Source organism: Microbacterium sp. I2 (assembly GCF_051364985.1).
In the GTDB taxonomy this organism is placed as follows: Bacteria; Actinomycetota; Actinomycetes; order Actinomycetales; family Microbacteriaceae; genus Microbacterium.
On the sequence record NZ_JBLWIH010000010.1, the window covers coordinates 205,177 to 231,490 of the forward strand.

Consider the following 26,314-nt stretch of genomic DNA (forward strand, 5'->3'; position numbering starts at 1 on the left):
GCAGATGTGATCTGCGGGAAACACGACGGGAAACGTCCCGGAACCTCGGTGACGGATCATCGGAGGCATGGGCGCAGCCACACGTCTCCCGGGCATTCCGGTCACCGGGCCGGCGGAAGAGTCGAGCCCAGCGTCCGTCCGTACCGTGTGCTCGTACTGCGGCGTCGGCTGCGGTATCACCGTCACGACCGCGGGCGCCGGGCAGGGGCATCCGCTCGCCATCGCGAAGGTCGCCGGCGACGTCGCTCACCCCACCAACCATGGTCGCCTCTGCACGAAGGGCGCCACGCACGCGGATCTGATGCGCGCGCCCGGACGGATGACGACGGCGCACATCAGGCCGGCTCGTGGGGAGGACGCCGTTCCCGTCGCACTGGACGAGGCAGTGACGGATGCCGGCCGCCGGCTCCGCGCGATCGTCGACGAGCACGGCCCCGACGCCATCGCGCTCTACGTGTCGGGCCAGATGAGCATGGAGGCCCAGTACCTCGCGAACAAGCTCGTCAAGGGATACGTCCGGGGCATCCACATCGAGTCGAACTCGCGGCTGTGCATGGCGTCGGCGGGTACCGGCTACAAGCAGTCGCTCGGGGCAGACGGCCCGCCGGGCTCGTACGAGGACCTCGACCGGGCCGATCTCTTCTTCGTGATCGGCTCCAACGCCGCCGACTGCCATCCGATCGTGTTCCTGCGAATGGCCGACCGGCTGAAGCAGGGTGCGCGGCTGATCGTGGTCGACCCGAGGCGCACGGCCACCGCCGACCGCGCCGATCTGTTCCTGCAGATCGCTCCCGGCACCGACCTCGCGCTCCTCAACGGCCTGCTGCACCTGCTCGTCGAGGCCGGCGACATCGACGAGGACTTCATCGCCGCTCACACCGAGGGCTGGCATCAGATGCCCGCGTTCCTCGCCGACTACCCGCCGGCGCACGTGGCGGAGCTCACCGGTCTTGCCGAGGACGACATCCGCACCGCCGCCCGCTGGATCGGCGAAGCGGGGGAGTGGATGACCCTGTGGACGATGGGGCTCAACCAGTCCACGCACGGCACGTGGAGCACGAACGCGATCTGCAACCTGCACCTGGCGACCGGTGCGATCTGCCGGCCCGGCAGCGGACCGTTCTCGCTGACGGGGCAGCCCAACGCGATGGGCGGACGCGAGATGGGCTATATGGGTCCAGGACTGCCCGGGCAGCGCGCCGTCTTCAGCCCCGACGATCGCGCCTTCGTCGAGGAGGTGTGGGGGCTCGAGTCCGGCGCCATCCGCGCCGAAGCGGGCAACGGCACGATCGATCTGTACCGGCGCATGGCCGCAGGTGACATCAAGGCCGCCTGGATCATCTGCACCAACCCGGTCGCGTCGGTCGCGAACCGCAAGACCGTCATCGAGGCGCTGGAGTCCGCGGAGCTCGTCATCGCGCAGGACGTCTACACCGAGACCGCCACCAACTCCTACGCCGACATCCTGCTGCCCGCGACGCTGTGGGTGGAGTCGGACGGCGTCACCGTCAGCAGCGATCGCACCATGACGCTCGTCCAGGAGGTCGTGCCCGCGCCCGGCGACGCGCAGCCGGACTGGCTGCTGATCTGCCGGGTGGCGCGCGCCATGGGGTACTCGGAGGGCTTCGACTTCGCATCGAGCGAGGAGGTCTTCGAAGAGATCCGTCGTTTCTGGAACCCGCAGACCGGATGGGACGTGCGTGGGGTCACATACGAGCGGCTGCGTCAGACGCCGCTGCAGTGGCCGGCGCCGCCCGACGACGATGCCACGAGGCATCCGGTCCGCTATCTCAACGACGGCGTGAGCCAGACGCTGCGCGTCGAGTCCGACGGCTCCGTTCCCGGCCTCGCGTTCGCCACGCCGTCGCGGCGGGCGCAGTTCCTGCCGCGCCCGCACATGGACCCCGCCGAGATGCCCGACGACGACTTCCCGTGGGTGCTGAACACGGGGCGGCTCCCGCACCAGTGGCACACCATGACCAAGACCGGCAAGGTCGCCAAGCTCACCAAGCTCAATCCGGGACCCTTCGTCGAGCTGCATCCCGACGACGCGCGCACACAGGGGATCGCGGAGGGCGACCTGGTCGAGGTGTCGTCGCGCCGTGGCCGGTTCGTCGTGCCCGCGGTCGTCAGCGAGCGCGTGCGCCGTGGCGACCTCTTCGCCCCCTTCCACTGGAACGACGAGCACGGCGAGTACGTCACCGTCAACGCCGTGACCAGCGACGCCGTCGACGCGGATTCCGCCCAGCCGGAGCTCAAGTTCGCGGCGGTGACGCTCCGGCGTATCGGGCCGGCAGCCGCGCCTGCGGGCGAGGAGACCTCGTCGGGCGATGTCACGGCTGCTGAGGAGGCGCTGGCGCGCGCCGGAGTGGGCCTCGGGATGGTTCCCACGCTCTCCGACCGCGAGAGCGCGTACATCGCCGGGTTCCTCTCGACGCTGCGGTCGCGCACGCTCGCGCCCGGTGAGGTGCCCGTCCTGCCGGCGGAATCGCCGCTCGGGAGGATCGCCGAAGCCTGGTTTGACGGCGTCCTCGCCGGCGCGTACTCCCGGACCACGATCGGCTCCGGCGAGGCGGCCGCGACCGCCACCGACGAGGTGGTCGTGCTGTGGGGGTCGCAGACCGGCAACGCCGAGGAATTCGCGGCGAATGCGGCCGGTGCGCTTGCGGCCCGCGGCATCCCCGCGCGCACGCGCAGCATGTCCGAGGTGAAGGCCGCCGAGCTGGCGACGGTGCGGCGGCTGCTCGTGGTCACGTCGACGTTCGGCGACGGCGGGCCGCCTGACAACGGCGCGGACCTGTGGCGCGAGCTGAGCGCCGACGGTGCACCGGCGCTCAGCGGACTGCAGTACGCCGTGCTCGCGATCGGAGACTCGAACTACGACGACTTCTGCGGGCACGGCAGGCGCATCGACGACCGCCTCGGCGAGCTCGGCGCGACGGCCCTGCTGGAGCGCGTCGATCTCGAGCCCGACTTCGAGCAGCCAGCGGCGGCGTGGCTCGCACAGGTCGTCGAGCTGCTCGCGGCGGGGACGGATGCTGCCACCGCCGCGCCGGCATCCGTTGCGGTCGCGCCGATGCGGCGCCTGTTCACGCGGTCCAACCCGGTGCGCGCGACGCTCGTGCGCGACGAGCTGCTCAGCGGCCCTGGGTCGAACAAGGAGGTGCGCCGGATCGCGTTCGACCTGTCGGACTCGGGCGCGGCATACGAGGCCGGCGACTCCCTCGGAGTGGTGTGCTCGAACAGCCCGGGCGTGGTGGCGGAGTGGCTCGAGGCCACCGGCATCGCCGCGGCGACCATCGTCGAGATCGACGGCGAGGAGCGCACGTTCGGCGAGACGCTGCGCACGCGGCTCGACATCACGAAGACTCCGACCGACCTCGTACGCTTCATCGCCGAGCGCAGCGACGACACCACGCTCGCGGCCCTGCTGCGTCGCGAGAACAAGGGGCGGCTCGAGCAGTTCCTGTGGAGCCAGCAGGCCGTCGATCTCGTGCGCGATCATCCTGTGCAGGCCACCGCCGCCGAGTGGGTGGAGGTGCTCAAGCGGCTCCAGCCCCGCCAGTACTCGATCTCGTCGAGCCCCAAGACCGACCCCGACACCGTCGAGCTCACCGTGTCGGTGGTGCGCTTCGAGACCGAGGCGGGCCGCGCGCGCGGTGGTGTCTGCTCGACGTTCCTCGCCGGCGGCGTGGGCGCGTCCGCCCCGGTGTACCTGCAGCGGACCCCGGGCTTCCGGCCGCCGGCATCGCCGGATGCGCCGATGATCATGGTCGGTCCGGGCACCGGCATCGCACCGTTCCGTGGATTCCTGCGCGATCGCCGCGCGGACGGCCACACCGGCCGCAACTGGCTCTTCTTCGGTGAGCAGCACGAGGAGAGCGACTTCTACTACCGCGACGAACTGCTCGAGATGCGCGAGGACGGGTTCCTCACTCGCCTCGACCTGGCCTTCTCGCGCGACCAGCGCCAGAAGATCTACGTGCAGGACCGCATGATCGAGCACGGCGCCCAGGTGTGGCGCTGGATCGAGGAGGGCGCACACGTGTACGTGTGCGGCGATGCCGCGCGCATGGCCCGAGACGTCGACGCGACGCTCGTCACGATCGCCCAGCAGCACGGCGGGCTCTCGGAGGACGACGCCCTGGATTACAAGCAGCGGCTCGCCGCCGACGGTCGCTACGCCCGCGACGTCTACTGAACGCACGCAGACAAGAGCGGATGCCTCGAACCGAGGCATCCGCTCTTGTCTTCATCCCGATCGTTCAGATGCGCTGCTTCGCAAGTGAGGCACGCGGGATGACGTAGACCAGCACGGTCATCACCAGCAGGGCGACGTAGCCCGCGACGAAGCCGATGAAGGCCGCGGTGTAGCCGCCGGTCGCCAGCTGGGATGCGTTCAGCACCTGGGGGATGAGGAAGCCGCCGTACGCGCCGATCGCAGAGATGAGTCCGAGCGCGGCCGCCGCCTTGCGCTGCACCCCGAGCGCCTCCGGCGTGCCCGGCACGACGCCCTTCGCGATGCCGCGGGCGGCGAAGATGCTCGGGATCATGCGGTACGTCGAGCCGTTGCCCATGCCGGTGGCGGCGAACAGGACGAGGAAGCACGCGAGGAAGACCCAGAAGCTCTGCAGCGGCAGGGTCCAGATGAGCCCGAGTGCGCCGAGGGCCATGACCGCGAAAGCGCCGACGGTGACCCGGGCGCCGCCGAAGCGGTCCGCGAGTCGTCCGCCGTAGGGTCGGGCGAGCGAGCCGATGAGCGCGCCGAGGAACGCCAGCGAGATCGCCGCCTGTCCGATCTGGAACGTGGAGAAGTCAGGGAACTGGTCGGCGATCAGCTTGGGGAACACGCTCGCGAAACCGATGAAGGAGCCGAACGTGCCGATGTACAGCAGCGCCATGAGCCACAGGTGAGGTTCGCGCAGCGCCGCCGCCGAGCCGGCGAAGTCGGCCTTGGCCGAGGACAGGTTGTCCATGTACCGCCACGCGCCCCACATCGCCACCAGGATGAGGGGGATCCACATCCAGCCGGCCAGCGCGATGTTCAGGGTCGCGGCCGCGCCGACGGTCACCGCGATGGGGACGGCGAACTGGGCGACCGACGTACCGAGGTTGCCGCCTGCCGCGTTGAGCCCGAGCGCCCAGCCCTTCTCCTTCTGCGGGAAGAAGTAGGTGATGTTGGCCATCGAGCTGGCGAAGTTGCCGCCGCCCACCCCGCCGAGGGCCGCGACCAGCAGAAGCACGCCGAACGGAGTCTCAGGGTTGGACACCACGATCCCGAGCAGCACCGCCGGGATCAGCAGCAGACCGGCCGACACGATCGTCCAGTTGCGGCCGCCGAAGACGGCGACCATGAACGTGTACGGAAAGCGTAGCGTTGCTCCCACGAGGCTCGGCAGTGAGATGAGCCAGAAGGCCTCCGAGCTGGTCAGCTGGAAGCCGGCGGCGGGCAGCATCACCACGACGATGCTCCACAGCTGCCAGATGATGAACCCGAGGAACTCGGCGAAGATCGACCATCCGAGGTTGCGGCGCGCGATCGCGCGGCCCTCTGCCTTCCAGAATGCGGAGTCCTCCGGATTCCACCCGTCGATCCAGCGACCCGGGCGGCGTGTGAGCTCGACGACGGCGGTGCCGGTGCCGGTGGTGCGGTGCGGAGCATCCGTCGTGGACGGAGTGACGGTCGTGGTCATGACGCCTCCTCGTTGGTGAGTATGACCTCACGCTATGAAGGGGGTGTTTCGGGCCGATGCCGGGTCCGGTTACTTCTCGGTCACTTCTCCATCACGGGCGGCGGCACGCCTCGGTTGACACCGCGACACACGTCGGAAACACGACGACGGATGCCTCGATCCGGCGGTTGTAGTGTCGATGGCATGCGCGTCGACATCGTCACGATCTTCCCGACGTTCTTCGACGTACTGGGCGTCTCGCTCATCGGCAAGGCTCGTGACCGCGGAATTCTCGACATGCACGTGCACGACCTGCGGGAGTGGACCCACGATCGCCACCGCACGGTCGACGACACGCCATACGGCGGCGGCGCCGGCATGGTCATGAAGCCCGAGCCGTGGGGCGAAGCCCTGGACGCCGTGCTCAGCGAAGATGCCGTGCTGCTCGTCCCGTCTCCCGCCGGAGAGGTCTTCTCACAGTCCATGGCGCGCGAGCTGGCGCAAGAGAAACACCTCGTGTTCGCATGCGGTCGATACGAGGGGATCGACCAGCGGGTCGTCGACCATTACGCGGCCCGGGGGCGGGTCCGGCTCGTGAGCCTCGGTGACTATGTGCTCAACGGGGGAGAGGTGGCGGCGATGGCCGTCATCGAAGCGGTATCGCGCCTGATCCCCGGCGTCGTGGGCAATCCCGAGAGCCTCGTGGAGGAATCGCACGAGCTCGGACTGCTGGAGTACCCGAGCTACACGAAGCCCGCCCAGTGGCGCGGACTGGAGGTGCCTCCGGTCCTGCTCAGCGGCAACCACGGCGCGATCGCCGCGTGGCGACGCGAGCAGAGCATCGCGCGCACGCGAACACATCGCCCTGATCTGCTGGCCGAGGACTGAGCCTCACGCGGACGCCTCGGCGGGATCGAGCACGTTGAGCCGGTACCCGCGCTTGACAACCGTCTTGATCAGGTCGGGCACTCCGAGCGCTTCGCGCAGGCGGGCGACGGCCATCTCCACCGCGTGGGTGTTCTCGCCCGAACGCGGGAGCGCGCTCTGCAGCCGCTGACGGGAGACCACGCCGCCGCCGGCGTCGAACAGCGTCGCGAAGATCTCGATTCCCGTGCGCGAGAGCGGCATGTGACGTCCGTCCAGGACGACCCCGCCGCTGCGCAGCTCGAGACGCCCACCGACGGTGGGGAGGGACGCCACGTGTCCGCCGCCGAAGTGCGTCACCACCGCGCGCACGAGCGAGCCCAGCCGTCCGCGTTCGGCGACGAGCGGATCGATCCCGATATCCCGCAGGGGTCCCGCCGTGATCGGCCCGACGGCGGCCATGAGCAGGCGTCCGCGCCCGGCCAGATCGACGACGGCATCCTGGGCGCCTTCGCGCGCGGCTGCTGCGAGCCACTCGGCGGCACCGGGGGCGGAGGTGAACAGCACGGCGTCCACCTCTCCCTGCGCACAAGCCACGACGGAGCGCGACACGGCCGCGGCATCCGGGGGCGGGCCCCATCGATACACCGTGAGACTGACCACATCTGCACCGTGGTGCTCGAACAGGTCATCGAGCCCGTCGGCCCCGGAACCATGGTGCTGCACCGCCACGCGGCGGCCCGCGACGCCCTCGGCCAGGAGGTACTCGCCCAGTTCGGTCGAGGTCTCGGACTCGGCGACCCAGTCGGCTGTCAGCCCGGCCTGCTGGATCGCGCCGCGCGCCTTGGGTCCGCGGGCGACGATCTGCGCCCCGGAGAGCGCCGCGTGCAGAGCGTCCAGGAGCCCGGCCTCGTCGGCGGCCTCCATCCAGCCGCGGAAGCCGACGCCGGTGGTGGCCACGACGACGTCCGGGGGATGCGCGATGAGCGCACGGGTCGCCGCGACGAGCGCGTCGTCGTCGATGTGCGGGATGATCGTCAGCGCCGGCGCGTGACGCACCTGCGCGCCGTGCCTCTCGAGCGCGGCGGCCAGTTCGAGCGAGCGTCGATCGACAGCGATCACGATGACGCAGCCGTCGAGCGCAGCCGACAGGACGGGACGGGCCGGGTCCGGCGATGCGGTACCGGGTGGAGCGTTCACAGCGATGTGCCGCCTGACCTCGAACCGGCGGCGAGCAGGTCGGGAAGGAGCATTCCGGTGCGTGCCACCTCACCCACGACGATGACGGCGGGGTTGCGCACGCCGATGCGGCCGGCCTCGAGTACCACGGCGCCGAGGCTCGTCCGCGTGGTGCGCTGGTCGGTGTGATGCCCGCGCTCGACGATCGCGACCGGCCGATCGGCGGGGACGCCCGCACGCAGCGCGTCCGAGACCAGGCGGGGCAGTGCGCCGACGCCCATGAGGATGACAGTGGTCACGCCGTCGTCGCCCAGCGCCGTCAGGGTGGCGGGCGTCATCTCGGACTGGCCGTTGACGATGTGGACCGCGGATGCCACGCCCCGGTGCGTCACGGGGATCCCGGCCGCCTCCGGCACGGCGACGGCACTCGTGATGCCGGGTACGACGTCGACAGGGATGCCCGCGGCCACGCACGCCGTCAGCTCCTCGCCGCCGCGCCCGAAGACGAAGGGGTCGCCGCCCTTCAGACGCACCACGCGCTTGCCGGCCCTGGCCCGGTCGACGAGGATCGCGTTGATCTCCTCCTGCGGGACCGGGTGGTGGCCCGGGAGCTTGCCGACGTCGATCACTTCCACACTCGCAGCGAGGTGCGCTCGCACGTCCGTGGGGCCGAGCCGATCCATCACGACCACGTCCGCACGCATGAGCAGCCGCCACGCGCGCAGCGTCATGAGGTCGATCGGGCCGGGGCCGCCACCGACCAGGTCCACACGTCCGATCGCCGCCGGGTTCACCGGTCGCCCTCCCAACGCACCAGGACGTTCCCGTCCTCCAGCGCGACGGGCCACACATGGAGTGCCATCGGCTCCTTGCCCTGCGTGTCCAGGCACGCGCCGGTGCGAAGGTCGAAGACCTGCTTGAACATCGGCGAGGCCACGGTCGGGGCATCCTGCCTGGTCCCGACGATGCCGCGCGAGATCACGTTCGCGCGGCTGTAGGGGTCGAAGTTCGACACGGCGTGCACGCGGCCGCTCGCGAGCAGGAAGAGGGCGATCTGCGTACCGCCGAGGAGGGCGGCGCGCCCTCGCTCGACCTCGAGATCCCCGATCGCACACACCCGGACCCAGCCGGGTGGCGTCACGGTCTCGTCCGTCTGCGGGTCGACGAGCGTCATCTGCGCACCTCCAGGGTCGTGCCGGCGATGAGGACTCCGGCATCCGCACGTTCCTGCTCTGTGGCGGGGCGGGGCTGTCCTCGCTCCGCGGTGTAGGCGAGGGAAGGATCGGGCGTCCGCGGCGCATTGACGAAGGACGCGAACCGGCGGAGCTTCTCGGGATCCTCCAGCGTCGCCTTCCACTCGTCCTGGTACGCGTCGACATGACCGGCCATGGCGGCATCGAGGTCGGCGCAGATCCCCAGACTGTCGTCGAAGATGACCGCGCGCAGACCCTCGATCCCGCCGTCGAGATCTTCGAACCACGGCGCTGTGCGCTGCAGCCTGTCCGCGGTGAAGATGTAGTACATCAGGAACCGGTCGATCGCGGTGAGGAGCTCGGCGTCGCTCAGCCCCTCGGCGAGCAGCACGGCGTGGCGCGGCGTGAAGCCGCCGTTGCCGCCGACGTACATGTTCCAGCCGGCCTCCGTGGCGATGACGCCGACGTCCTTTCCGCGTGCTTCGGCGCATTCGCGCGCACAGCCCGAGACGCCCAGCTTGATCTTGTGCGGCGAGCGCAGGCCCCGGTAGCGCAGCTCGAGCTGAACCGCCATGCCCACGGAGTCCTGCACGCCGTAGCGGCACCATGTCGATCCGACACACGACTTCACCGTGCGCAGCGACTTGCCGTACGCGTGTCCCGACTCGAATCCGGCGTCGACGAGCTGCTTCCAGATCTCGGGCAGCTGCTCCAGGCGTGCGCCGAACATGTCGATGCGCTGGCCGCCGGTGATCTTCGTGTACAGGCCGAAGTCCTTGGCCACCTGGCCGATGACGAGCAGTCCCTCCGGGGTGATCTCGCCGCCCGGGATGCGCGGGACCACCGAATAGCTGCCGTCCTTCTGCAGGTTGGCCATGACGTGGTCGTTGGTGTCCTGGAGCGTCGCGTTCTCACCGTCGAGCACGTGCCGGCCGACGAGCGTCGCGAGGATGCTGGCCAGCGCCGGCTTGCAGATGTCGCAGCCGCGCCCCGTGCCGAAGCGCTCGATCACGCTGCTGAAGGTCGAGAGGCCTGAGACCCGGACCGCGTCGAACAGCTGGCGTCGTGACATGTCGAAGTGCTCGCACAGCGCGTTGCTGAGCGCCGCCCCGGACTTCGCGAGCTCGCTTCCGACGATCTTCTTCACCATCATCACGCACGAGCCGCAGGCGGCGCCCGCCTTCGTGCAGGCCTTGACGGACGCGACGTCCGTGCAGCCTTCTTCATGCACGGCGTGGCGGATCGTTCCCGCGGTGACGCTGTTGCACGAGCAGACGAGGGCTTCATCGGGCAGTTCGCCGCTCGGCGCGGCGACGCCGCCCTCGGGCATCAGGTACGCCGCGGGGTCCCCCCCGAGCGCGCCGCCGACGAGCGGCCGCAGCGATCCGTACGCCGACGCGTCGCCCACGAGGATGCCCCCGAGCAGGGTCTTCGCGTCGTCCGAGAGGACGAGCTTCTTGTACACGCCTGCCACAGGGTCGGCGTAGGTGACATCGAGGGCGCCGGGGGTCTCGGCGAAAGCGTCGCCGAAGCTCGCCACGTCGACGCCCGAGAGCTTGAGCTTCGTCGACAGGTCATAGCCGGGGAACGCGGCGTCCCCGCCGAGCAGGCGCGTGGCGGCGACTTCTGCCATCGCATACCCGGGAGCCACGAGGCCGACGCACATGCCGTCGTAGTTGGCGACCTCGCCGATCGCGAGCACGCGTGGATCCGATGTCTGGCACCCTTCGTCGATGAGCACGCCGCCGCGCGGATGGACATCCAGTTCGGCGGCGCGAGCGAGTTCGTCGCGCGGGCGCACTCCGACTGTGAAGACGACGACATCGGTGCGCGCGTAGCTGCCGTCGCGGAACTCCAGGCCCGTCACCTGCCCCGACTGGTCGGGGTCGAGCCGCGTGGTGATGGTCTCGGTCTTGACCGTGATGCCGCGCGACTCGATCAGCCTGCGCAGCGCGTTTCCTCCGGCCAGGTCGAGCTGCGCCGACATGAGCCGATCGGAGGACTGCACGACGGTGCACTCGACGTCGAGTCCCTGCAGCGCGCCGGCGGCCTCCAGGCCGAGAAGCCCGGCACCGATGACGGTGCCCGTGAGCGGCCGCCCGAGTTCGGCCGACCGGCGTTCCACGAAAGCTTCGAGCTTCTCGACATCGTCCAGGGTGCGATAGACGAAGCAGCCCTCGAGCCCGAACCCGTCGACCGCCAGGCGAGCGGCGTAGGAGCCCGTGGCGAGGACGAGCCGGTCGTACGACAGACTCACGCCGCTGCGGGTCGTGACCCGCCGAGCCGCTCGGTCGATGCGCGCGACGGCGTCGCCGCGGAGGAACCGCAGGCGCTCGTCGTCGAGAACGTCACGGTCGAGCGTCAGATCGTCGGTCGAGGCGCCGGCGAAGAAGCTCGTGAGGCCCACGCGATCGTAGGGGTGCCGGTCCTCCTCGCCGATGAGGGTCACGCGCCATTGCTCATCCGCCCGGCTGAGCAGGCTCTCGACGAAGCGGTGCGCGACCATGCCCGCGCCCACCACCACGACGTGCGTGCCGAGGGCAGGGGTGGAGCGCATGCCGTCACGGTACGCCGGGGATGTTGCCGGGGCGTCAGCACCATGTTTCCGGCTCTTGACGCGGTCGGGGTGGTCCATGGCATCTCCTGATCGACGGGGGTCTCTCGGTGACAGCGACGTTAGGGGTCGGGTGTTTCCTCACCCGGCGGACTGCGGTTACCTCGAGCGAACGTTTCGCTCACAGCGCCGAGTAACCGGATGTGAGGACGGATGCCGCAGCTGGGGCAGTCCGCGTCGGTAGGGTTGCGGACAGGAAAGACGCGCACCAGACACGGGGGATGGCGATGCAGACCTGGCCAGGATCGGCCTACCCGCTGGGGGCCACATTCGACGGAAGCGGCACCAACTTCGCCCTGTTCAGCGAGGGTGCTGAGCGCGTGGAGCTGTGTCTCTTCGACGAGCAAGGCATCGAGACCCGGATCGACGTCGTCGAGGTCGACGCGTTCGTCTGGCACGCGTACGTGCCGAACATCCAGCCCGGCCAGCGCTACGGATACCGCGTCCACGGACCCTTCGATCCCGCGAACGGGCTGCGGTTCAATCCGGCCAAACTGCTGCTCGACCCGTATGCGAAGGCGGTGGAGGGTCGGATCGCGTGGGGCCAGCCGGTCTACGGCTACACGTTCGGCGAGCCCGACTCCCGCAACGACGAGGATTCGGCGGCCGACATGATGAAGGGGGTCGTGGTCAATCCGTACTTCGACTGGGCGGGCGACCGCAGACCCGACACCCCGTACTCCGAGACGCTGATCTACGAAGCCCACGTGCGCGGCCTCACGCAACGGCATCCCGCGATTCCCGATGACATGCGCGGGACGTACAGCGCCCTCGCCCACCCCGCGATCATCGACCACCTCCTCACGGTGGGGGTGACGGCGATCGAGCTGATGCCGGTCCATCAGTTCGTCGACGACGCGGTCTTGGCAGAGAAGGGCCTGTCCAACTACTGGGGCTACAACACGATCTCGTTCTTCGCACCGCACAACCGGTACGCCGCCACCGGAGAACGCGGGCAGCAGGTGCAGGAGTTCAAGGGCATGGTCCGGGCCCTGCACGCCGCGGGGATCGAGGTGATCCTCGATGTCGTCTACAACCACACCGCCGAAGGCAACCACCTCGGTCCGACGCTGTCGATGCGCGGCATCGACAACGCGGCGTACTACAAGCTCGACGAGGACGACCGGCGCTTCTACACCGACTACACGGGCACGGGGAACAGCCTCAACGTGCGCAACCCGCACTCGCTGCAGCTGATCATGGACTCGCTGCGCTACTGGGTGCTCGACATGCACGTGGACGGCTTCCGGTTCGACCTGGCCTCCGCGCTGGCGCGCGAGTTCTACGACGTGGATCGCCTGTCGGCGTTCTTCGAGCTCGTGCAGCAGGATCCGGTGGTCTCGCAGGTCAAGCTCATCGCCGAACCGTGGGATGTCGGTCCCGGCGGCTACCAGGTCGGCAACTTCCCTCCGCAATGGACCGAGTGGAACGGCAAGTACCGCGACACGGTCCGTGACTTCTGGCGGGGCGAGCCTCAAGCGCTCGGCGAGTTCGCCTCGCGGCTGACGGGGTCGGCCGACCTGTACGAGCACTCCGGACGCCGGCCGGTGGCATCCGTCAACTTCGTCACCGCCCATGACGGCTTCACCCTGCGCGACCTCGTTTCGCACAACGACAAGCACAACGACGCGAACGGGGAGGAGGGCAGAGACGGCGCGGACGACAACCGGTCGTACAACTTCGGTGTCGAAGGATCGACGGACGACCCGGCCGTGCTCACGCTGCGCGCCCGCCAGCAGCGCAACTTCCTCACCACTCTGCTGCTGTCTCAGGGCGTGCCCATGCTCCTGCACGGAGACGAGATCGGCCGCACGCAGGGCGGGAACAACAACGGCTACGCGCAGGACAACGAGACGACGTGGATGGATTGGGATGCCGCCGATCGTCCACTGCTGGAGTTCACGGCCGCGCTGGCCCGACTGCGGCGCGACCACCCGACGTTCCGCCGCCGCCGGTTCTTCGAGGGCCGGCCGGTGCGCGAGACGGGGGACGCCCTGCCCGACATCGCGTGGCTGCGCCCTGACGGCACGCTGATGCGGCCGGAGGACTGGGACTCGGGTTTCGGGAGGGCGATCGGCGTCTTCCTCAACGGCGCGGGGATCAGCGAACGCGATCGGCGAGGCGAGGCCATCCGCGACCGCCATTTCATCGTGCTGTTCAACGCGGGCGACGACATCATCGATTTCCACATCCCGGTGGTGGAGCACAGCCCCGATTGGGAGGTCGTGGTCGACACGTCCGGTGAGCGCGCGGACTCGCAGCCCGTCAAGCCGGGCGACGTGGTGCGGCTCGAGGCGAAGTCCACCATCGTGCTGAGCGAGCATCCGCGCCGGGCGGCCGAACCCGACCACTCGGTCGCGGCGTCCCTCGCCGCACTTGCGGCGCAGCGCGCGCCGGCGCACGCCCCCTCGGCTCAGGTGCGGACCTGACAGCGGGCTACGCAGACCGCGCGTCGCGCAGGGGCCTCGCTCGGCTCAGTCCACGCCGAGCCACGACCGGTCAGTCAGCACGATCGGTCCGTCGTCGGTCACGGCGACGGTGTGCTCGGAGTGAGCTCCCCGTGAACCATCGGCTGAGCGCAGGGTCCACCCGTCCGGATCGGTGATGAGCTCGTCCGTCGTCCGCAGGAACCACGGCTCGAGGGCGACCACGAGTCCCGCGCGCAGCGGATATCCGCGCCCTGGCTTGCCGTCGTTGGGCACGTGCGGATCCCCGTGCATCACGCGCCCGACGCCGTGGCCGCCGAAGTCGGTGTTGATCGAGTAGCCGTCGGCGTGGGCGACCTCGGCGATCGCCGCCGAGATGTCGCCGATGCGGTGGGTGGTCGTCGCGGTCGCGATCGCGGCATCCAGCGCCCGCTGGGTGGTGTCGATGAGCGCGAGATCCTCGTCGCGCGCAGTTCCGACGACGAACGAGACCGCCGAGTCGGCGACCCAGCCGTCGATCGAGACCGCGAAGTCGAGCGTCACGAGATCGCCGTCGCGCAGTGCGTAGTCGAAGGGCAGCCCGTGGAGCACGGCGTCGTTGATGGAGGTGCAGATGACCTTGCCGAACGGCCGGGCGCCGAAGGACGGGTGATAGTCGATGTAGCACGACTCCGCACCGGCGCGGCGGATCAGCTCATGCGCGCGCCGGTCGATCGCGAGCAGGTTCGTGCCCACCTTCGTCTCGTCGCGCAGCGTCGCGAGCGTCTCGGCGACGAACCGCCCCGCGGGGCGCATGGCCTCGATCTCGGCAGGCGTGCGCAACTCGATCATCGGGGGAGTCCTCTCGGTCCCCTCTATTCTGTCGGACGAGAGGACGGCGGGCTGTGAGGATGCTCCGCGCCGCCTCCGCACGGACGCCCGAGCGGCGCGACAGGCGTACGATCAAGGGCATGTGGGTGCGTCGTGCGTTCTTCGGCTGGCTCATTCCCGCCGCCTTCGTTCTGCCGCTGTGGCTGCTCGTGGGGTGGGCGATCTTCAACGCCGGCGGCTGGGCGTTCCTGTGGGTGCTCTTCCTCGCCATCCCCGGCGTCTTCGTATGGCAGCTCCTGCTGACGCTTCTGGTACGTGCCCGCGGCACGGTGCGCGCCCATCGAGCGGTGTCGTGGTGGGACGTGCTGGGGTTCACCGTGTGGCACGCCCTGGTCATCTCCCTCGGCTTCTTCGCCCAGAACTGGTGGGCTCCGGTGATGGTGGTCGCGATCCTCGTCGGAGTGGCGCTGTTCTGGCTCGCTCTGTGGCAGCTGTGGAGCGAGGCCCGCCCGTCGCGGCTGGTGATGCACACATCCACGGGCGCCGCCTTCCTCCCGCCGCCGGCCGAGCAGGCCGAGCCGGCCGAACGGGACGTGTACATCGTCACCGAGAGGCAGTCGCCACCGACGCCCTGACCATGTTTTGGCCGGGTGCGCCATCCATGGCAGAATAGATCTTTGTGCCCTGACAGGCTCTGCCTCAGGGGAACCAGTCCATCCGCCTCTGCGTGGATGGCATCGGGCACACGACATCCTTTTTCCTTCATCCCGCGGTCGACCTGTGGCGGCCGCAGAGAGAGACGATCATGCAGATCCTCGACGCCGTCGATGCGGCTTCGCTCCGCTCCGACATCCCCAAGTTCGGTCCCGGCGACACCGTGAAGGTGCACGTCAACATCACCGAAGGCAACCGTTCGCGTATCCAGGTGTTCCAGGGCGTCGTCCTCGGCCGCTCGGGCGACGGTGTGCGCGAGACCTTCACGGTCCGCAAGATCAGCTTCCAGGTCGGCGTGGAGCGCACCTTCCCGGTGCACTCTCCGGTCATCGACCACATCGAGGTCGTCACGCGCGGTGACGTGCGCCGCGCGAAGCTCTACTACCTCCGCAACCTTCGCGGCAAGAAGGCCAAGATCAAGGAGAAGCGCGACAACTGACGCACTTCCCGCGAAGCCCCGGACCCTGAGGTCCGGGGCTTCGTCGTTTCCGCCGTCACCCGATCGCTCCCGTCGTGCGTCGTCGCGGGCGTCGCGCGGGCCGGGAATGTGCGACCCTTGTTTCAGGCTCGTCGACCCACGGCGCGCCCGGTGAAGGAACCTGCATGACCACCGAGAAGTCGGCCCCCGCCGAACCGGCGCCCGTTCCGGGACAGGGAGCGCAGGCGACGACCCAGCCCCGCCGGCGAGGGTGGATCGTCTTCCTCCGGGACGTCATCGTGATCATCCTGATCGCGGTCCTGGTGTCGTTCCTGGTCAAGACCTTCCTGGTGCGCTCGTTCTACATCCCGTCCGGCTCGATGGAAGAGACGCTGCACGTCGACGACCGGATCCTCGTCGACGAGATCACACCCCGGTTCGGCGCCTACGAGCGCGGCGACATCGTCGTCTTCCAGGATCCGGGCGGCTGGCTCCCGCCGAGCACCGAGGCAGCTCGCCCGCCCGTCGTCGAAGCAGTGGAATGGGTGTTGTCGTTGGTCGGTCTCGCGGCTCCCGACAGCGACGACCACCTCGTGAAGCGCATCATCGGGATGCCGGGCGATCACGTCGTGTGCTGCAACGCCATCGGCCAGATCACGGTCAACGGCGTGCCGATCGACGAGAGCGCCTACATCCAGGTCCCCTCCGGTGAATCGGCCGCGTCCCGCGACCCCTTCGACGTCGTCGTGCCGGAGGAGAGCCTGTGGGTGCTGGGCGACAACCGCTACAGCTCCAAGGACTCCCGCTACAACACCGATCAGCCCGGCAAGGGCTTCGTGCCGATGGAGAACGTGGTGGGCCGGGCGTTCCTCGTGACGTGGCCCCTCGACAGGTTCGGCCTGCTCGATTTCCACCACGACGTCTTCTCCGGTGTGCCCCAGGAGGAGACCGCGCCATGACCGTGGCCGAGCCGCGACTCACGCTCGAGCGCAGGCTCCTGCGCGAGCATGCGCTCGTCATCGCGTGCGACGAGGTCGGCCGCGGCGCGCTGGCTGGCCCGGTCGCCGTCGGCGCCGCGGTGATCGACGCGCCGCGCTCCCGCAAGCGGGTCCCACAGGGGCTGCGGGACTCCAAGCTCGTTCCCGAGATGCGGCGGGCGGATGTCGCGGCCCGCGCCGCGTCGTGGGTGAGTGCGAGCGCCGTCGGCTGGGCCAGTTCTGCCGAGATCGACGAGATCGGCATCATGCGGGCGCTGGGCCTGGCCTCGCTTCGTGCGCTGGCCGACCTTCGGGCGCACGGCGTGGTGCCGCAGGATGCGATCGTCATCCTCGACGGCAATTACGACTACATCACTCCCGCCGGCGGCTGGGATCTCAACGTGAGGCCGGTGATCAAGGCCGACCGCGACTGCGCCTCGGCCGCGGCAGCATCCGTCATCGCCAAGGTCGCGCGCGACGCCCTCATGACCGAGCTGCACGACCAACTGCCCGCCTACAACTGGGCGCGCAACAAGGGATACGCCTCTCCCGACCATCGTCAAGCGATCCGCGAGCACGGCATCAGCGCCCATCACCGCGCCTCGTGGTCGATCGCGGACGCGCCGACGCTGTTCTGACCGTTCGCCAGGCGCGGACCCGGGGGTCGCGGGGCCGTCCGCGCCCATAGGATGGAACCACCATGGATGACGACGTCTTCGAAGACTACGACCGTGAGCTCGAGCTCGCGCTGTACCGCGAGTACCGCGACGTCGTCTCGCAGTTCCAGTACGTGATCGAGACCGAGCGGCGGTTCTACCTCGCGAACGAGGTCAACGTCGTGCGCCGCGACACCGAGCACGACTTCTACTTCGAGATCTCGATGTCCGATGTGTGGGTGTGGGACATCTACCGCGCAGACCGCTTCGTGAAGTCCGTGCGGGTGCTCACGTTCAAGGACGTCAACGTCGAAGAGCTGACGCGTCGCGACTTCCACCTCCCCGAAGAGCTCTCGCTCGACACCTGAGCCCGGTGCGGGCCGGGTCGCCGGTTCCTCCACAGGCGCGCGGTTCGGCGGCGTCTTCGCGAAGAGTGAACGGATCCCGCCTTCCGTCGTCCGGGCGCGTACCCTGACGCGCGACGCTTCGTGTCATGGCAGACAAGGACGTGCTCGGGCGTGCGGGCGAGGATCGTGCCGCGCGCTACCTCGAGGAGCTGGGTTTCGAGATCCTCGACCGCAACTGGCGGTGCCCGGCGGGCGAGATCGACGTCGTGGCGGCGGATGCCTCCACCGTGGTCGTCGTCGAGGTCAAGACGCGGCGGGACGAGGCGTACGGTCACCCGTTCGAGGCGCTCGACGCCAGGAAGCGGGCACGACTTTGGCGGCTGGCCGTCGCATGGGCCGTGGCGCACCGCGATCAGGTCCAGGGCCGCCGGCTCCGCATCGACGCCGTCGGCCTGATCGGCGCTGAGCCGGCGAACGCACGCCTGGAGCACCTCGTCGACGTGGAGGTGCCGTGAGCGTCGCACGCACGTGGGCGGTCGCCCTGGTGGGTGCCGAAGGAGAGTGCGTCGAGGTCGAGGCGGATCTGTCGAACCAGCAACCCGACTTCCGGATCATCGGGCTGCCCGACAAGGCGCTCAACGAGGCCGTCCAGCGCGTACACAACGCGTGCGCGAACAGCGCGACGCCGCTGCCGCGCCGCCGGCTGACCGTGAACCTCTCGCCCGCGAGCCTGCCCAAGCAGGGGTCCGGCTTCGACGTCGCGATCGCGGTGGCTTCGCTCGCGACAGAGACGCCGATGGATGCCGCGTCCGTGGCCTCGACCGTTCACCTGGGCGAGCTGGGCCTGGACGGGCGGCTGCGCCCGGTCCCCGGCGTCCTGCCCGCCGTGGTCGCGGCGCGGCGTGACGGTCATCGTCGCGTCGTGGTGCCGCATGCCAACGGTCCTGAGGCTCGCCTCGTCGACGACATCGAGGTGCTCGCCGCGACCAACCTGGGGGAGGTCGTCGCGTGGCACGGCGGTGACGTCGACGTACGCGACGAGGCGCCCGTGGCCCTGCCCGACGACGACGCGCCGCCGGCGGAGCAGCTGGACCTCGCCGACGTGATCGGCCAGCCCGACGCCGTCGAGGCGCTCGTCGTCGCGGCCGCCGGAGGCCATCACCTCCTCATGTGCGGACCACCCGGCGCGGGCAAGACCATGCTGGCCAGCCGGCTGCCCGGCATCCTGCCCGAACTGGATGACCGAGCCGCGCTGATGAGCGCGTCGATCCGCAGCCTCACCGGCGCGCGCGTCGTCGAGCTCTCTCGAACGCCGCCGTTCGAGGCGCCGCACCACAGCGCCAGCGTGGCAGCGCTGGTGGGTGGCGGCTCGAGGGTGCTGCGACCGGGTGCGATCGCGCGGGCATCGGAGGGCGTGCTGTTCCTCGACGAGGCAGGCGAGTTCCAGGCCAGCGCGCTGGACGCGCTGCGTCAGCCTCTCGAGACCGGGGCGATCACGATCCACCGCTCCGGCACGAGCGCCCGGTATCCGGCCCGATTCCAGCTCGTCCTCGCGACCAATCCATGCCCGTGCGGGGACTACGGCATCCGAGGCGGAACGTGCACGTGTCCGCCCGCGGCGATCCGTCGTTACCTCGGCAGGCTGTCGGGTCCGCTGCTGGACCGCATGGACATCGAACTCACCCTCTCGCGCGTGTCGGTCGCCCATCGATCCGCCCCTTCGTCGCAAGTCTCCACGGCTGCGGCGCGCCATCGCGTCGCCGAAGCGCGGGAACGGGCCGCCGCGCGATTGGCGGGCACGCCCTGGCGGGTGAACGCGGAGGTACCGGGCACATGGCTTCGGGAAGGGCCGGCCGCGCCGTCTCCCACCGTCCGGCGGCCGCTCGACGCGGCGCTGCACCGCGGCGCCCTGACGCTGCGCGGATTCGATCGCGTTCTCCGCGTCGCCTGGTCGCTCGCCGATCTCGAGGGCCGCGCGCAGCTCGGGGTGGACCACATCGGACGCGCTCTCTACCTCAAGAAGGGAATCGCCCTGTGACCACGTTCGACTGCTCCCCGGAAGCGGCGCGGAGCGCGCTGTCGTTGTTCGAGGAGCCTCCGGGCGACGCCACCACCGCTGCCGATCGCTATGCCACGGTGGTCTGGTGCCACCTGACCGAGCCCGGTGATTCCGTCGCGCACCGTGTGGTCACCGCCCGGGGTGCCGCGGCGGCCCTGCGCGCGATGGTCGAGGACGCGCCCCTGCCGGAGCTGACCGAGCGTGAGCGCACCGACGCGCGCAAGCGCTGGCTCCCGCGTCTGTCCGCCCGGGACGTCGCCGACGCGCTGCGCGTCGCGTCCGCGCGCGGCGTCTCGCTCGTGACGGCCCGTGATGCGACCTGGCCGACGCAGCTGGACGATCTCGATGTCCATGCGCCGCTGTGCCTGTGGGTGCGGGGCGATGCGGCCGCCCTGACGCGGCTGCGCCCGTCGGTCGCGCTGGTGGGCGCGCGAGCCGCGTCATCCTACGGCGATCACGTTGCGATGGAGCTCGCTGCCGATCTCGCCGGCGGGGGCATACCCGTCGTCTCGGGAGGGGCGTACGGCATCGATGGCGCGGCGCACCGCGCCGCGCTGGCAGTGGGCGGGCTGACCATCGCTCTGCTCGCGGGCGGCGCGGAGCGCGCATACCCCGCGGGTCACACGCGCCTCATCGACGATGTCGCGGCGACAGGCGCCGTGCTGAGCGAAGTCCCGTGCGGATCGGCGCCGACCAAATGGCGGTTCCTGCAGCGCAACCGTCTCATCGCAGCGGTCGCCGATGCGACCGTCGTCGTCGAGGCGGGCTGGCGCAGCGGCTCACTGAACACCGCCGGTCATGCCGCCGCGCTCTGCCGGCAGCTCGGCGCGGTGCCCGGTCCGATCACGTCCGCGACGTCGGCCGGAACGCACCGCCTGCTGCGCGAGTTCGGCGCGGCGTGCATCACGAGTGCGCAGGACGTGCGCGAGATGCTCGGATTCACAGCGGGCGCGGCCGTACCCGACGACGGCCGACGTGCGACCGACGCCGCCACGCGCGTGCACGATGCGCTGAGCAGCCGAACCTGGCGTGCGGCGACCGATGTGGCCAGGCGTGCCGGGCTGGCGGTGGAGGATACCGAGGCGCTGCTCGGGCTGCTGCAGCTCGAGGGTGCCGCCACGCGGTCGGCGGAGGGCTGGCGAACGGCCGTCCGCACGAATTGACGCGGAGAGTCGCCGCGGGCAGAGCGTGCCGGCAGAGCAAGCTGGGTGACATGAGGATCGACGAGGCCGCCACCGCCTACACGCGGCACCTTGCCGACGTCCGTCGCCTGTCGCCTGCGACTGTCCGCGCGTACGGCTCCGATCTCACGAGCTTGATCTCGATCTGCGGTCCCGTCGACGTCGGCGAGGTCACCCTCGAGGACCTGCGCGAGTGGCTGTGGCAAGCGGTGCAGGCCGGCGATGCGCGCGCGACCATCGCCAGGCGAACGGCTGCCGTGCGCGGGTTCTTCGCGTGGGCCCTCGACAGCGGCGTCATCGCAGAGGACCCCAGCCTGCGTCTGGTTGCACCGAAGCGCGGCCGGACGCTGCCGAGAGTCGCGACGGCCGACGCCCTCACCGAGGTGCTGGCGAGGCTGGAGGACGCGGCGGCCGAGGGGGAGCCGCTCGCGCTCCGCGACCACGCGATGATGGAACTGCTCTACGGGTCTGCAGTACGTGTCTCAGAACTGTGCGGCCTGGACATCGACGACATCGACGCCGAGCGGCGCACCGCGCGCGTCCTCGGCAAGGGCGCCAAGGAGCGGGTCGTGCCCTTCGGCCTTCCGGCGCTGCGCGCGGTCGACGCGTATCTCGTGCGCGGTCGGACGACCCTGCTCGCACGCCGCGCCGTGCCCGACGGTCAGCCCGCGCTCTTTCTCGGAGCCCGTGGCGGGCGGATCGCGCCGAGGACGGTCTATGCGCTCGTCGCGCGCGAGCTCGGCCCGGCGCTCGGCGGCACGATCGGCCCGCACGCCTTGCGCCACTCCGCGGCCACCCACCTGCTCGACGGCGGCGCCGACCTCAGGGCGGTGCAGGAGATCCTCGGGCACGCGAGCCTCGGCACCACGCAGATCTACACGCACGTCTCCAGCGAGCGCCTCACCGCGTCGTACCGGCTCGCCCACCCCCGCGCGTGACACGCAGCAGAGCCGGACCCGAGTCAGCGCGGAGCCTCAGCAGCACGGGAGCAGGATCGCGCGCGGAACTCCGCCCAGCAGCAGCATCGGGTTGATGTACTCGCCGTGCAGGCGCACCCCGAAGTGGAGCGACCCCGCGCTGGCATGCCCACCGGCGCCGATCGTGCCGACGAACTCGGACGCCGCGACGGCCGTCCCCGGGACGAGGACGGAGTCGATCGGCTCGAGCGTGGTCACGAGCCCGTCGCCGTGGTCGATCGTGAGGACGGGGCGGCCGGCGACCTGTCCCGCGAACGCGATCGTGCCTGCTGCCGGAGCCCGCACGTCTCGCCCTCCCACCGCCCGCAGATCGATGCCGCGGTGGCCCGGTCCATAGCGGTGCGGCGGTGCGACGAACGCACGCTCGAGCCGGTACCCGGCCAGCGGCCAGATCCACCGACCGTTCGCAACGGGCGCTTCCGTCGCGACCGGCGCGGGTGCGGCGAGCCCGCTTGCCGCCGGTGTGACGACGACGAGCAACGCGGTGAGCGCGAGTGTCACCACGATGCGACGAGGACGGATGCCGGAGGGCCGGTGAGGACGCATGACCCGAGCATCGTCGGGTCCGCGCGCGCAGCGGCTCTCACCACCGGGATCAGTGGACAGTCGCCCGCCGGACCGCGCAGGGGAGGAGTCGCTGCTGGTACACTGGGACCCGCACTCCGCTTGTCGGGGTGACTCCGCGTGCCCACAGCGCCGCGAACTCCGGTTCCCCGGTCCCTGAGCTTTGTCGAAGGGCGCGGCGCGGCATCCACTCCCTACGGTCCTCTCGATCGGTCTGAAAAGACCTGAGAGGCGGGCGTGTGCCGGGCACCAGGCACGCCGGTCGCAGACCGGCGAGAAGACAACCGCAACAGGCGCCCCGGCGCCGGAACAGGAGAACGGCCATGGCCGTCGTCACCATTCGCCAGCTGCTCGACAGCGGCGTGCACTTCGGGCACCAGACCCGTCGCTGGAATCCGAAGGTCAAGCGCTTCATCCTCACCGAGCGCAGCGGCATCCACATCATCGACCTGCAGCAGTCGCTCGCGTACATCGACAAGGCGTACGAGTTCGTCAAGGAGACCGTCGCACACGGCGGCACCGTCCTGTTCGTCGGCACCAAGAAGCAGGCGCAGGAAGTCATCGCCGAGCAGGCGACGCGCGTGGGTCAGCCCTACGTGAACCAGCGGTGGCTGGGCGGGCTCCTCACCAACTTCCAGACCGTGTCCAAGCGCCTCGCGCGCATGAAGGAGCTCGAAGAGCTCAACTTCGACGACCCGGCGGCGAGCGGCTTCACCAAGAAGGAGCTCCTCCTCAAGAAGCGCGAGCTCGACAAGCTGCACAAGTCGCTCGGCGGCATCCGCAACCTGCAGAAGACCCCGTCGGCGATCTGGGTGGTGGACGCCAAGCGCGAGCACCTCGCCGTCGACGAGGCCGCCAAGCTCGGTATCCCGGTGATCGGCATCCTCGACACCAACGCCGACCCCGACGAGTTCCAGTACCCGATCCCCGGCAACGACGACGCGATCCGTTCGGTGAGCCTGCTCACGCGCATCATCGCCGACGCGGCCGCCGAGGGTCTCATCCAGCGCCACCAGCCGACCGAGGAGTCCGCTGACGCCGAGCCGCTGGCCGACTGGGAGCGCGAGCTGCTCGAGCAGGGCGCGCCGGTCACCGGTGACGCCGAGGTCTCGATCGCCGCGACCGAGACCGAGGCTGACGCCGCCGGCGCCGCCGCTCACGACGAGGCGATCGCCGACGCCGCGGGCGAGACGACCGAGGCCGTCGCCGAGGCCGAGGCCGAGGCATCCGCCGTCGATGCCGAGGCTGTCGCCGACGCCGCCGAATCCGCCGTCGCGGATGCCGACGTCGCTGAGGCCGCAGCGGCGTCCGACGCCGACAAGTAACGGTTCTCCTCCATCAGCAACGCCTGGGCGGGGTCGCGATGCGGCCCCGCCCAGGCATCCGGGAATCCACCACAATCAAGGAGCCGCCACCCATGGCAAACTTCACGATCGCCGACATCAAGGCGCTGCGCGACCAGCTCGGCACGGGCATGGTCGACACGAAGAAGGCGCTCGAAGAGGCCGACGGCGATGTCGAGAAGGCCGTCGAGATCCTGCGCCTGAAGGGCGCGAAGGGCAACGCCAAGCGCGCCGACCGTTCCACGAGCGAGGGCCTGGTCACCGCCCGTGAGCAGGGCGGCAAGGTCACGCTCATCGAGCTGGCGTGCGAGACCGACTTCGTCGCGAAGAACGACCGCTTCATCGCGCTGGCCGACAAGGTCGCGGATGCCGCGGCCGCCGTCGCCGCCGACTCGGTCGAGGCCGCCCTCGCGGCGCCCGCCGGCACTCAGACCGTCGCCCAGCTGATCGACGACGAGGCCGCGATCATCGGCGAGAAGGTCGAACTGCGCCGCGTCCGCACCCTGACCGGCGACAAGTTCGAGGTCTACCTCCACAAGACCAGCAAGGACCTGCCGCCGCAGGTCGGCGTCGTGCTGGCCTACTCGGGGGACGACGCCGAGACGGCACGCAGCCTTGCGCAGCACATCTCGTTCGCGAACCCGTCGTACCTCACGCGCGACGAGGTCCCCGAGGCCGAGGTCGAGAAGGAGCGCGAGATCGTCACCGAGATCTCGCGCAACGAGGGCAAGCCGGAGGCTGCTCTCCCGAAGATCGTCGAGGGACGCGTGAACGCGTTCTTCAAGCAGGTCTCGCTCCTCGACCAGGACTACGCCAAGGACAACAAGCAGTCCGTGGCCCAGGTGGCCAAGGACGCAGGGCTCACCCTGACGGGCTTCGCCCGCTTCAAGGTCGGCGCCTGAGACATCGCGAGGGCCCGCATCGTATTCCGATGCGGGCCTTTTCTCATGCCCTTCGGTAGGTTGTCATAGGCGAGAGGACCACAGTGATCAACGAGACCACCGGACGCCGCCGCGTCCTCCTGAAGCTGTCCGGCGAGGCGTTCGGAGGCGGCCAGCTGGGTGTGAACCCCGACGTCGTCAGCCAGATGGCGCGCGAGATCGCAGCCGCGGTCGACCGAGTCGAGATCGCGGTCGTGGTCGGTGGCGGCAACTTCTTCCGCGGCGCGGAGCTCAGCCAGCGCGGCATGGACCGTGGTCGGGCCGACTACATGGGCATGCTCGGCACGGTCATGAACGCGCTCGCGCTCCAGGACTTCCTCGAGCAGGCCGGCGCCGCCACGCGGGTGCAGTCCGCGATCTCGATGACCCAGGTCGCCGAGCCGTACATCCCGCGCCGAGCCGAGCGCCACATGGAGAAGGGCCGCGTCGTCATCTTCGGCGCCGGCGCAGGGCTGCCGTACTTCTCGACCGACACGGTTGCCGCGCAGCGCGCTCTCGAGATCGGCGCCCAGGAGGTGCTGGTGGCGAAGAACGGCGTGGACGGCGTGTACACCGCGGATCCGAAGAAGGATGCCTCGGCCACCCGCATCGACCGGATCACGTACCTCGATGCGCTCCAGCGTGGGCTCAAAGTGGTCGATTCGACGGCCTTCAGCCTCTGCATGGACAACCGGATGGACATGCGCGTGTTCGGCATGGAGCCGTCGGGCAATGTCACCCGCGCGCTGCTCGGCGACTCGATCGGCACGCTGGTCACGGCCTGACGGCCACCCGCCGATACACTTGAGCAGCCCCATCAACGCGAAGGAGACACTGTGATCGCGGACGTCTTGGCCGAAGCCGGAGCGCGAATGGACCGCGCCGTCGAGGCTGCGAAGGAGGACTTCGCGACGGTTCGCACCGGGCGTGCGAACCCGCAGCTGTTCCAGAAGGTCCTCGTCGACTACTACGGCACCCCCACACCGCTCGCGCAGCTGGCTTCGATCAACAGCCCCGAGGCGCGGTCGCTGATCATCACGCCGTATGACAAGTCGGCGCTGAAGGCGATCGAGGAGGCGATCCGCGACGTCCCGAATCTGGGCGTGAACCCGACCAACGACGGCAACATCGTGCGCGTCACGATGCCCGAGCTCACGCAGGAGCGTCGTAAGGAGTACGTCAAGCTGGTGCGCTCGAAGGGTGAGGACCACAAGGTCCACCTGCGCGGCATCCGGCGCAAGGCGAAGGACGACCTCGACGCCCTCAAGAGCGAGGTCGGCGAGGACGAGCTCGGCCGCGCCGAGAAGGAGCTCGATGCCCTCACGCGTGCGCACGTCGACGCGATCGACGACGCGCTCAAGCGCAAAGAGGCCGAACTCCTCGAGGTCTGAGGTCCGTCC

At 69.9% G+C, this 26,314-nt stretch carries 23 protein-coding genes; 16 read left to right on the forward strand and 7 right to left on the reverse strand.

The window, feature by feature from the left end; genetic code table 11:
- The first annotated feature begins 67 nt into the window (after positions 1-67).
- The gene (locus tag ACLKM7_RS10150) at positions 68-4,201 is read left to right on the forward strand and encodes a molybdopterin-dependent oxidoreductase (protein ID WP_436447070.1); all 4,134 of its coding nucleotides are present in this window, start codon (positions 68-70) and stop codon (positions 4,199-4,201) included.
- A gap of 64 nt (positions 4,202-4,265) precedes the next feature.
- Here the strand turns inward: ACLKM7_RS10150 and ACLKM7_RS10155 are convergent, their stop codons facing one another.
- On the reverse strand, positions 4,266-5,693 hold the full coding sequence (locus ACLKM7_RS10155) for an MFS transporter (RefSeq protein WP_436447071.1): 1,428 nt from the start codon (positions 5,691-5,693) through the stop codon (positions 4,266-4,268).
- Between the two features lie 183 nt (positions 5,694-5,876).
- Between ACLKM7_RS10155 and trmD the strand changes: the two genes are divergently transcribed.
- Positions 5,877-6,560: a tRNA (guanosine(37)-N1)-methyltransferase TrmD gene (gene trmD, locus ACLKM7_RS10160; protein WP_436447072.1), complete on the forward strand. Its 684-nt coding sequence runs from the start codon at positions 5,877-5,879 to the stop codon at positions 6,558-6,560.
- A 3-nt stretch (positions 6,561-6,563) separates the two neighbouring features.
- Here the strand turns inward: trmD and ACLKM7_RS10165 are convergent, their stop codons facing one another.
- From ACLKM7_RS10165 to nirB, 4 genes are read right to left on the reverse strand one after another with little or no spacing between them, the layout of a single operon-like run.
- On the reverse strand, positions 6,564-7,736 hold the full coding sequence (locus tag ACLKM7_RS10165) for a uroporphyrinogen-III synthase (protein WP_436447073.1): 1,173 nt from the start codon (positions 7,734-7,736) through the stop codon (positions 6,564-6,566).
- Positions 7,733-8,509, reverse strand: a complete 777-nt coding sequence (gene cobA / locus ACLKM7_RS10170) for a uroporphyrinogen-III C-methyltransferase (RefSeq protein ID WP_436447074.1) — start codon at positions 8,507-8,509, stop codon at positions 7,733-7,735. Before cobA ends, ACLKM7_RS10165 begins: the two co-directional genes overlap by 4 nt.
- Complete coding sequence (gene nirD, locus ACLKM7_RS10175) at positions 8,506-8,889, reverse strand: nitrite reductase small subunit NirD (protein ID WP_436447075.1); 384 nt, start codon at positions 8,887-8,889, stop codon at positions 8,506-8,508. The genes cobA and nirD overlap by 4 nt, the downstream gene beginning before the upstream one ends.
- Positions 8,886-11,465 carry a nitrite reductase large subunit NirB gene (gene nirB, locus ACLKM7_RS10180; protein WP_436447076.1) on the reverse strand — a complete coding sequence of 860 codons (2,580 nt, stop codon included), beginning with the start codon at positions 11,463-11,465 and terminating at the stop codon, positions 8,886-8,888. The genes nirD and nirB overlap by 4 nt, the downstream gene beginning before the upstream one ends.
- A 284-nt stretch (positions 11,466-11,749) precedes the next feature.
- Between nirB and glgX the strand changes: the two genes are divergently transcribed.
- Positions 11,750-13,951 (forward strand): glycogen debranching protein GlgX, encoded by a 2,202-nt coding sequence (glgX, locus tag ACLKM7_RS10185; RefSeq protein WP_436447227.1) that lies wholly within the window; start codon positions 11,750-11,752, stop codon positions 13,949-13,951.
- 45 nt (positions 13,952-13,996) lie between these two features.
- Here glgX and map read toward each other — a convergent pair whose 3' ends face one another.
- Positions 13,997-14,779, reverse strand: coding sequence for a type I methionyl aminopeptidase (gene map, locus ACLKM7_RS10190; RefSeq protein WP_436447077.1), 783 nt, complete (start codon positions 14,777-14,779; stop codon positions 13,997-13,999).
- Positions 14,780-14,898: 119 nt separating this feature from the next.
- Here map and ACLKM7_RS10195 point away from each other — a divergent pair, with 119 nt between their 5' ends.
- The 9 genes from ACLKM7_RS10195 to ACLKM7_RS10235 all read left to right on the forward strand — a co-directional run bounded on the left by ACLKM7_RS10195 (position 14,899) and on the right by ACLKM7_RS10235 (position 22,048).
- On the forward strand, positions 14,899-15,393 hold the full coding sequence (locus tag ACLKM7_RS10195; RefSeq protein ID WP_436447078.1) for an MFS transporter permease: 495 nt from the start codon (positions 14,899-14,901) through the stop codon (positions 15,391-15,393).
- Between the two features lie 170 nt (positions 15,394-15,563).
- Positions 15,564-15,911, forward strand: a complete 348-nt coding sequence (gene rplS / locus ACLKM7_RS10200; RefSeq protein ID WP_168914131.1) for a 50S ribosomal protein L19 — start codon at positions 15,564-15,566, stop codon at positions 15,909-15,911.
- A gap of 164 nt (positions 15,912-16,075) precedes the next feature.
- The gene (gene lepB / locus ACLKM7_RS10205; protein WP_436447079.1) at positions 16,076-16,849 is read left to right on the forward strand and encodes a signal peptidase I; all 774 of its coding nucleotides are present in this window, start codon (positions 16,076-16,078) and stop codon (positions 16,847-16,849) included.
- Positions 16,846-17,505 carry a ribonuclease HII gene (locus ACLKM7_RS10210; protein WP_436447080.1) on the forward strand — a complete coding sequence of 220 codons (660 nt, stop codon included), beginning with the start codon at positions 16,846-16,848 and terminating at the stop codon, positions 17,503-17,505. The genes lepB and ACLKM7_RS10210 overlap by 4 nt, the downstream gene beginning before the upstream one ends.
- Before the next feature lie 62 nt (positions 17,506-17,567).
- Positions 17,568-17,891, forward strand: a complete 324-nt coding sequence (locus ACLKM7_RS10215) for a DUF2469 family protein (RefSeq protein ID WP_168914128.1) — start codon at positions 17,568-17,570, stop codon at positions 17,889-17,891.
- A gap of 125 nt (positions 17,892-18,016) precedes the next feature.
- A complete protein-coding gene (locus ACLKM7_RS10220; RefSeq protein WP_436447081.1) occupies positions 18,017-18,385 on the forward strand; it encodes a YraN family protein in 369 nt (122 codons plus the stop codon).
- Positions 18,382-19,908, forward strand: coding sequence for a YifB family Mg chelatase-like AAA ATPase (locus ACLKM7_RS10225; RefSeq protein ID WP_436447082.1), 1,527 nt, complete (start codon positions 18,382-18,384; stop codon positions 19,906-19,908). Before ACLKM7_RS10220 ends, ACLKM7_RS10225 begins: the two co-directional genes overlap by 4 nt.
- Positions 19,905-21,092, forward strand: coding sequence for a DNA-processing protein DprA (gene dprA / locus ACLKM7_RS10230; protein ID WP_436447083.1), 1,188 nt, complete (start codon positions 19,905-19,907; stop codon positions 21,090-21,092). Before ACLKM7_RS10225 ends, dprA begins: the two co-directional genes overlap by 4 nt.
- Before the next feature lie 50 nt (positions 21,093-21,142).
- Positions 21,143-22,048: a tyrosine recombinase XerC gene (locus ACLKM7_RS10235; protein ID WP_436447084.1), complete on the forward strand. Its 906-nt coding sequence runs from the start codon at positions 21,143-21,145 to the stop codon at positions 22,046-22,048.
- 36 nt (positions 22,049-22,084) lie between these two features.
- On the opposite strand, the gene ACLKM7_RS10240 is transcribed toward ACLKM7_RS10235, so the two are convergent.
- Positions 22,085-22,633, reverse strand: coding sequence for a murein hydrolase activator EnvC family protein (locus tag ACLKM7_RS10240; RefSeq protein ID WP_436447085.1), 549 nt, complete (start codon positions 22,631-22,633; stop codon positions 22,085-22,087).
- 341 nt (positions 22,634-22,974) lie between these two features.
- On the opposite strand from ACLKM7_RS10240, the gene rpsB reads away from it, so the two are divergent.
- The 4 genes from rpsB to frr all read left to right on the forward strand — a co-directional run bounded on the left by rpsB (position 22,975) and on the right by frr (position 26,305).
- Complete coding sequence (gene rpsB, locus ACLKM7_RS10245; RefSeq protein WP_436447086.1) at positions 22,975-23,976, forward strand: 30S ribosomal protein S2; 1,002 nt, start codon at positions 22,975-22,977, stop codon at positions 23,974-23,976.
- Positions 23,977-24,068: 92 nt separating this feature from the next.
- Entirely contained in the window at positions 24,069-24,896 is an 828-nt protein-coding gene (tsf, locus tag ACLKM7_RS10250; protein ID WP_436447087.1) for a translation elongation factor Ts, read from the forward strand.
- An 83-nt stretch (positions 24,897-24,979) separates the two neighbouring features.
- Positions 24,980-25,699: a UMP kinase gene (pyrH, locus tag ACLKM7_RS10255; protein ID WP_168914118.1), complete on the forward strand. Its 720-nt coding sequence runs from the start codon at positions 24,980-24,982 to the stop codon at positions 25,697-25,699.
- A 51-nt stretch (positions 25,700-25,750) separates the two neighbouring features.
- On the forward strand, positions 25,751-26,305 hold the full coding sequence (gene frr / locus ACLKM7_RS10260) for a ribosome recycling factor (RefSeq protein WP_436447088.1): 555 nt from the start codon (positions 25,751-25,753) through the stop codon (positions 26,303-26,305).
- Positions 26,306-26,314 lie beyond the last annotated feature (9 nt).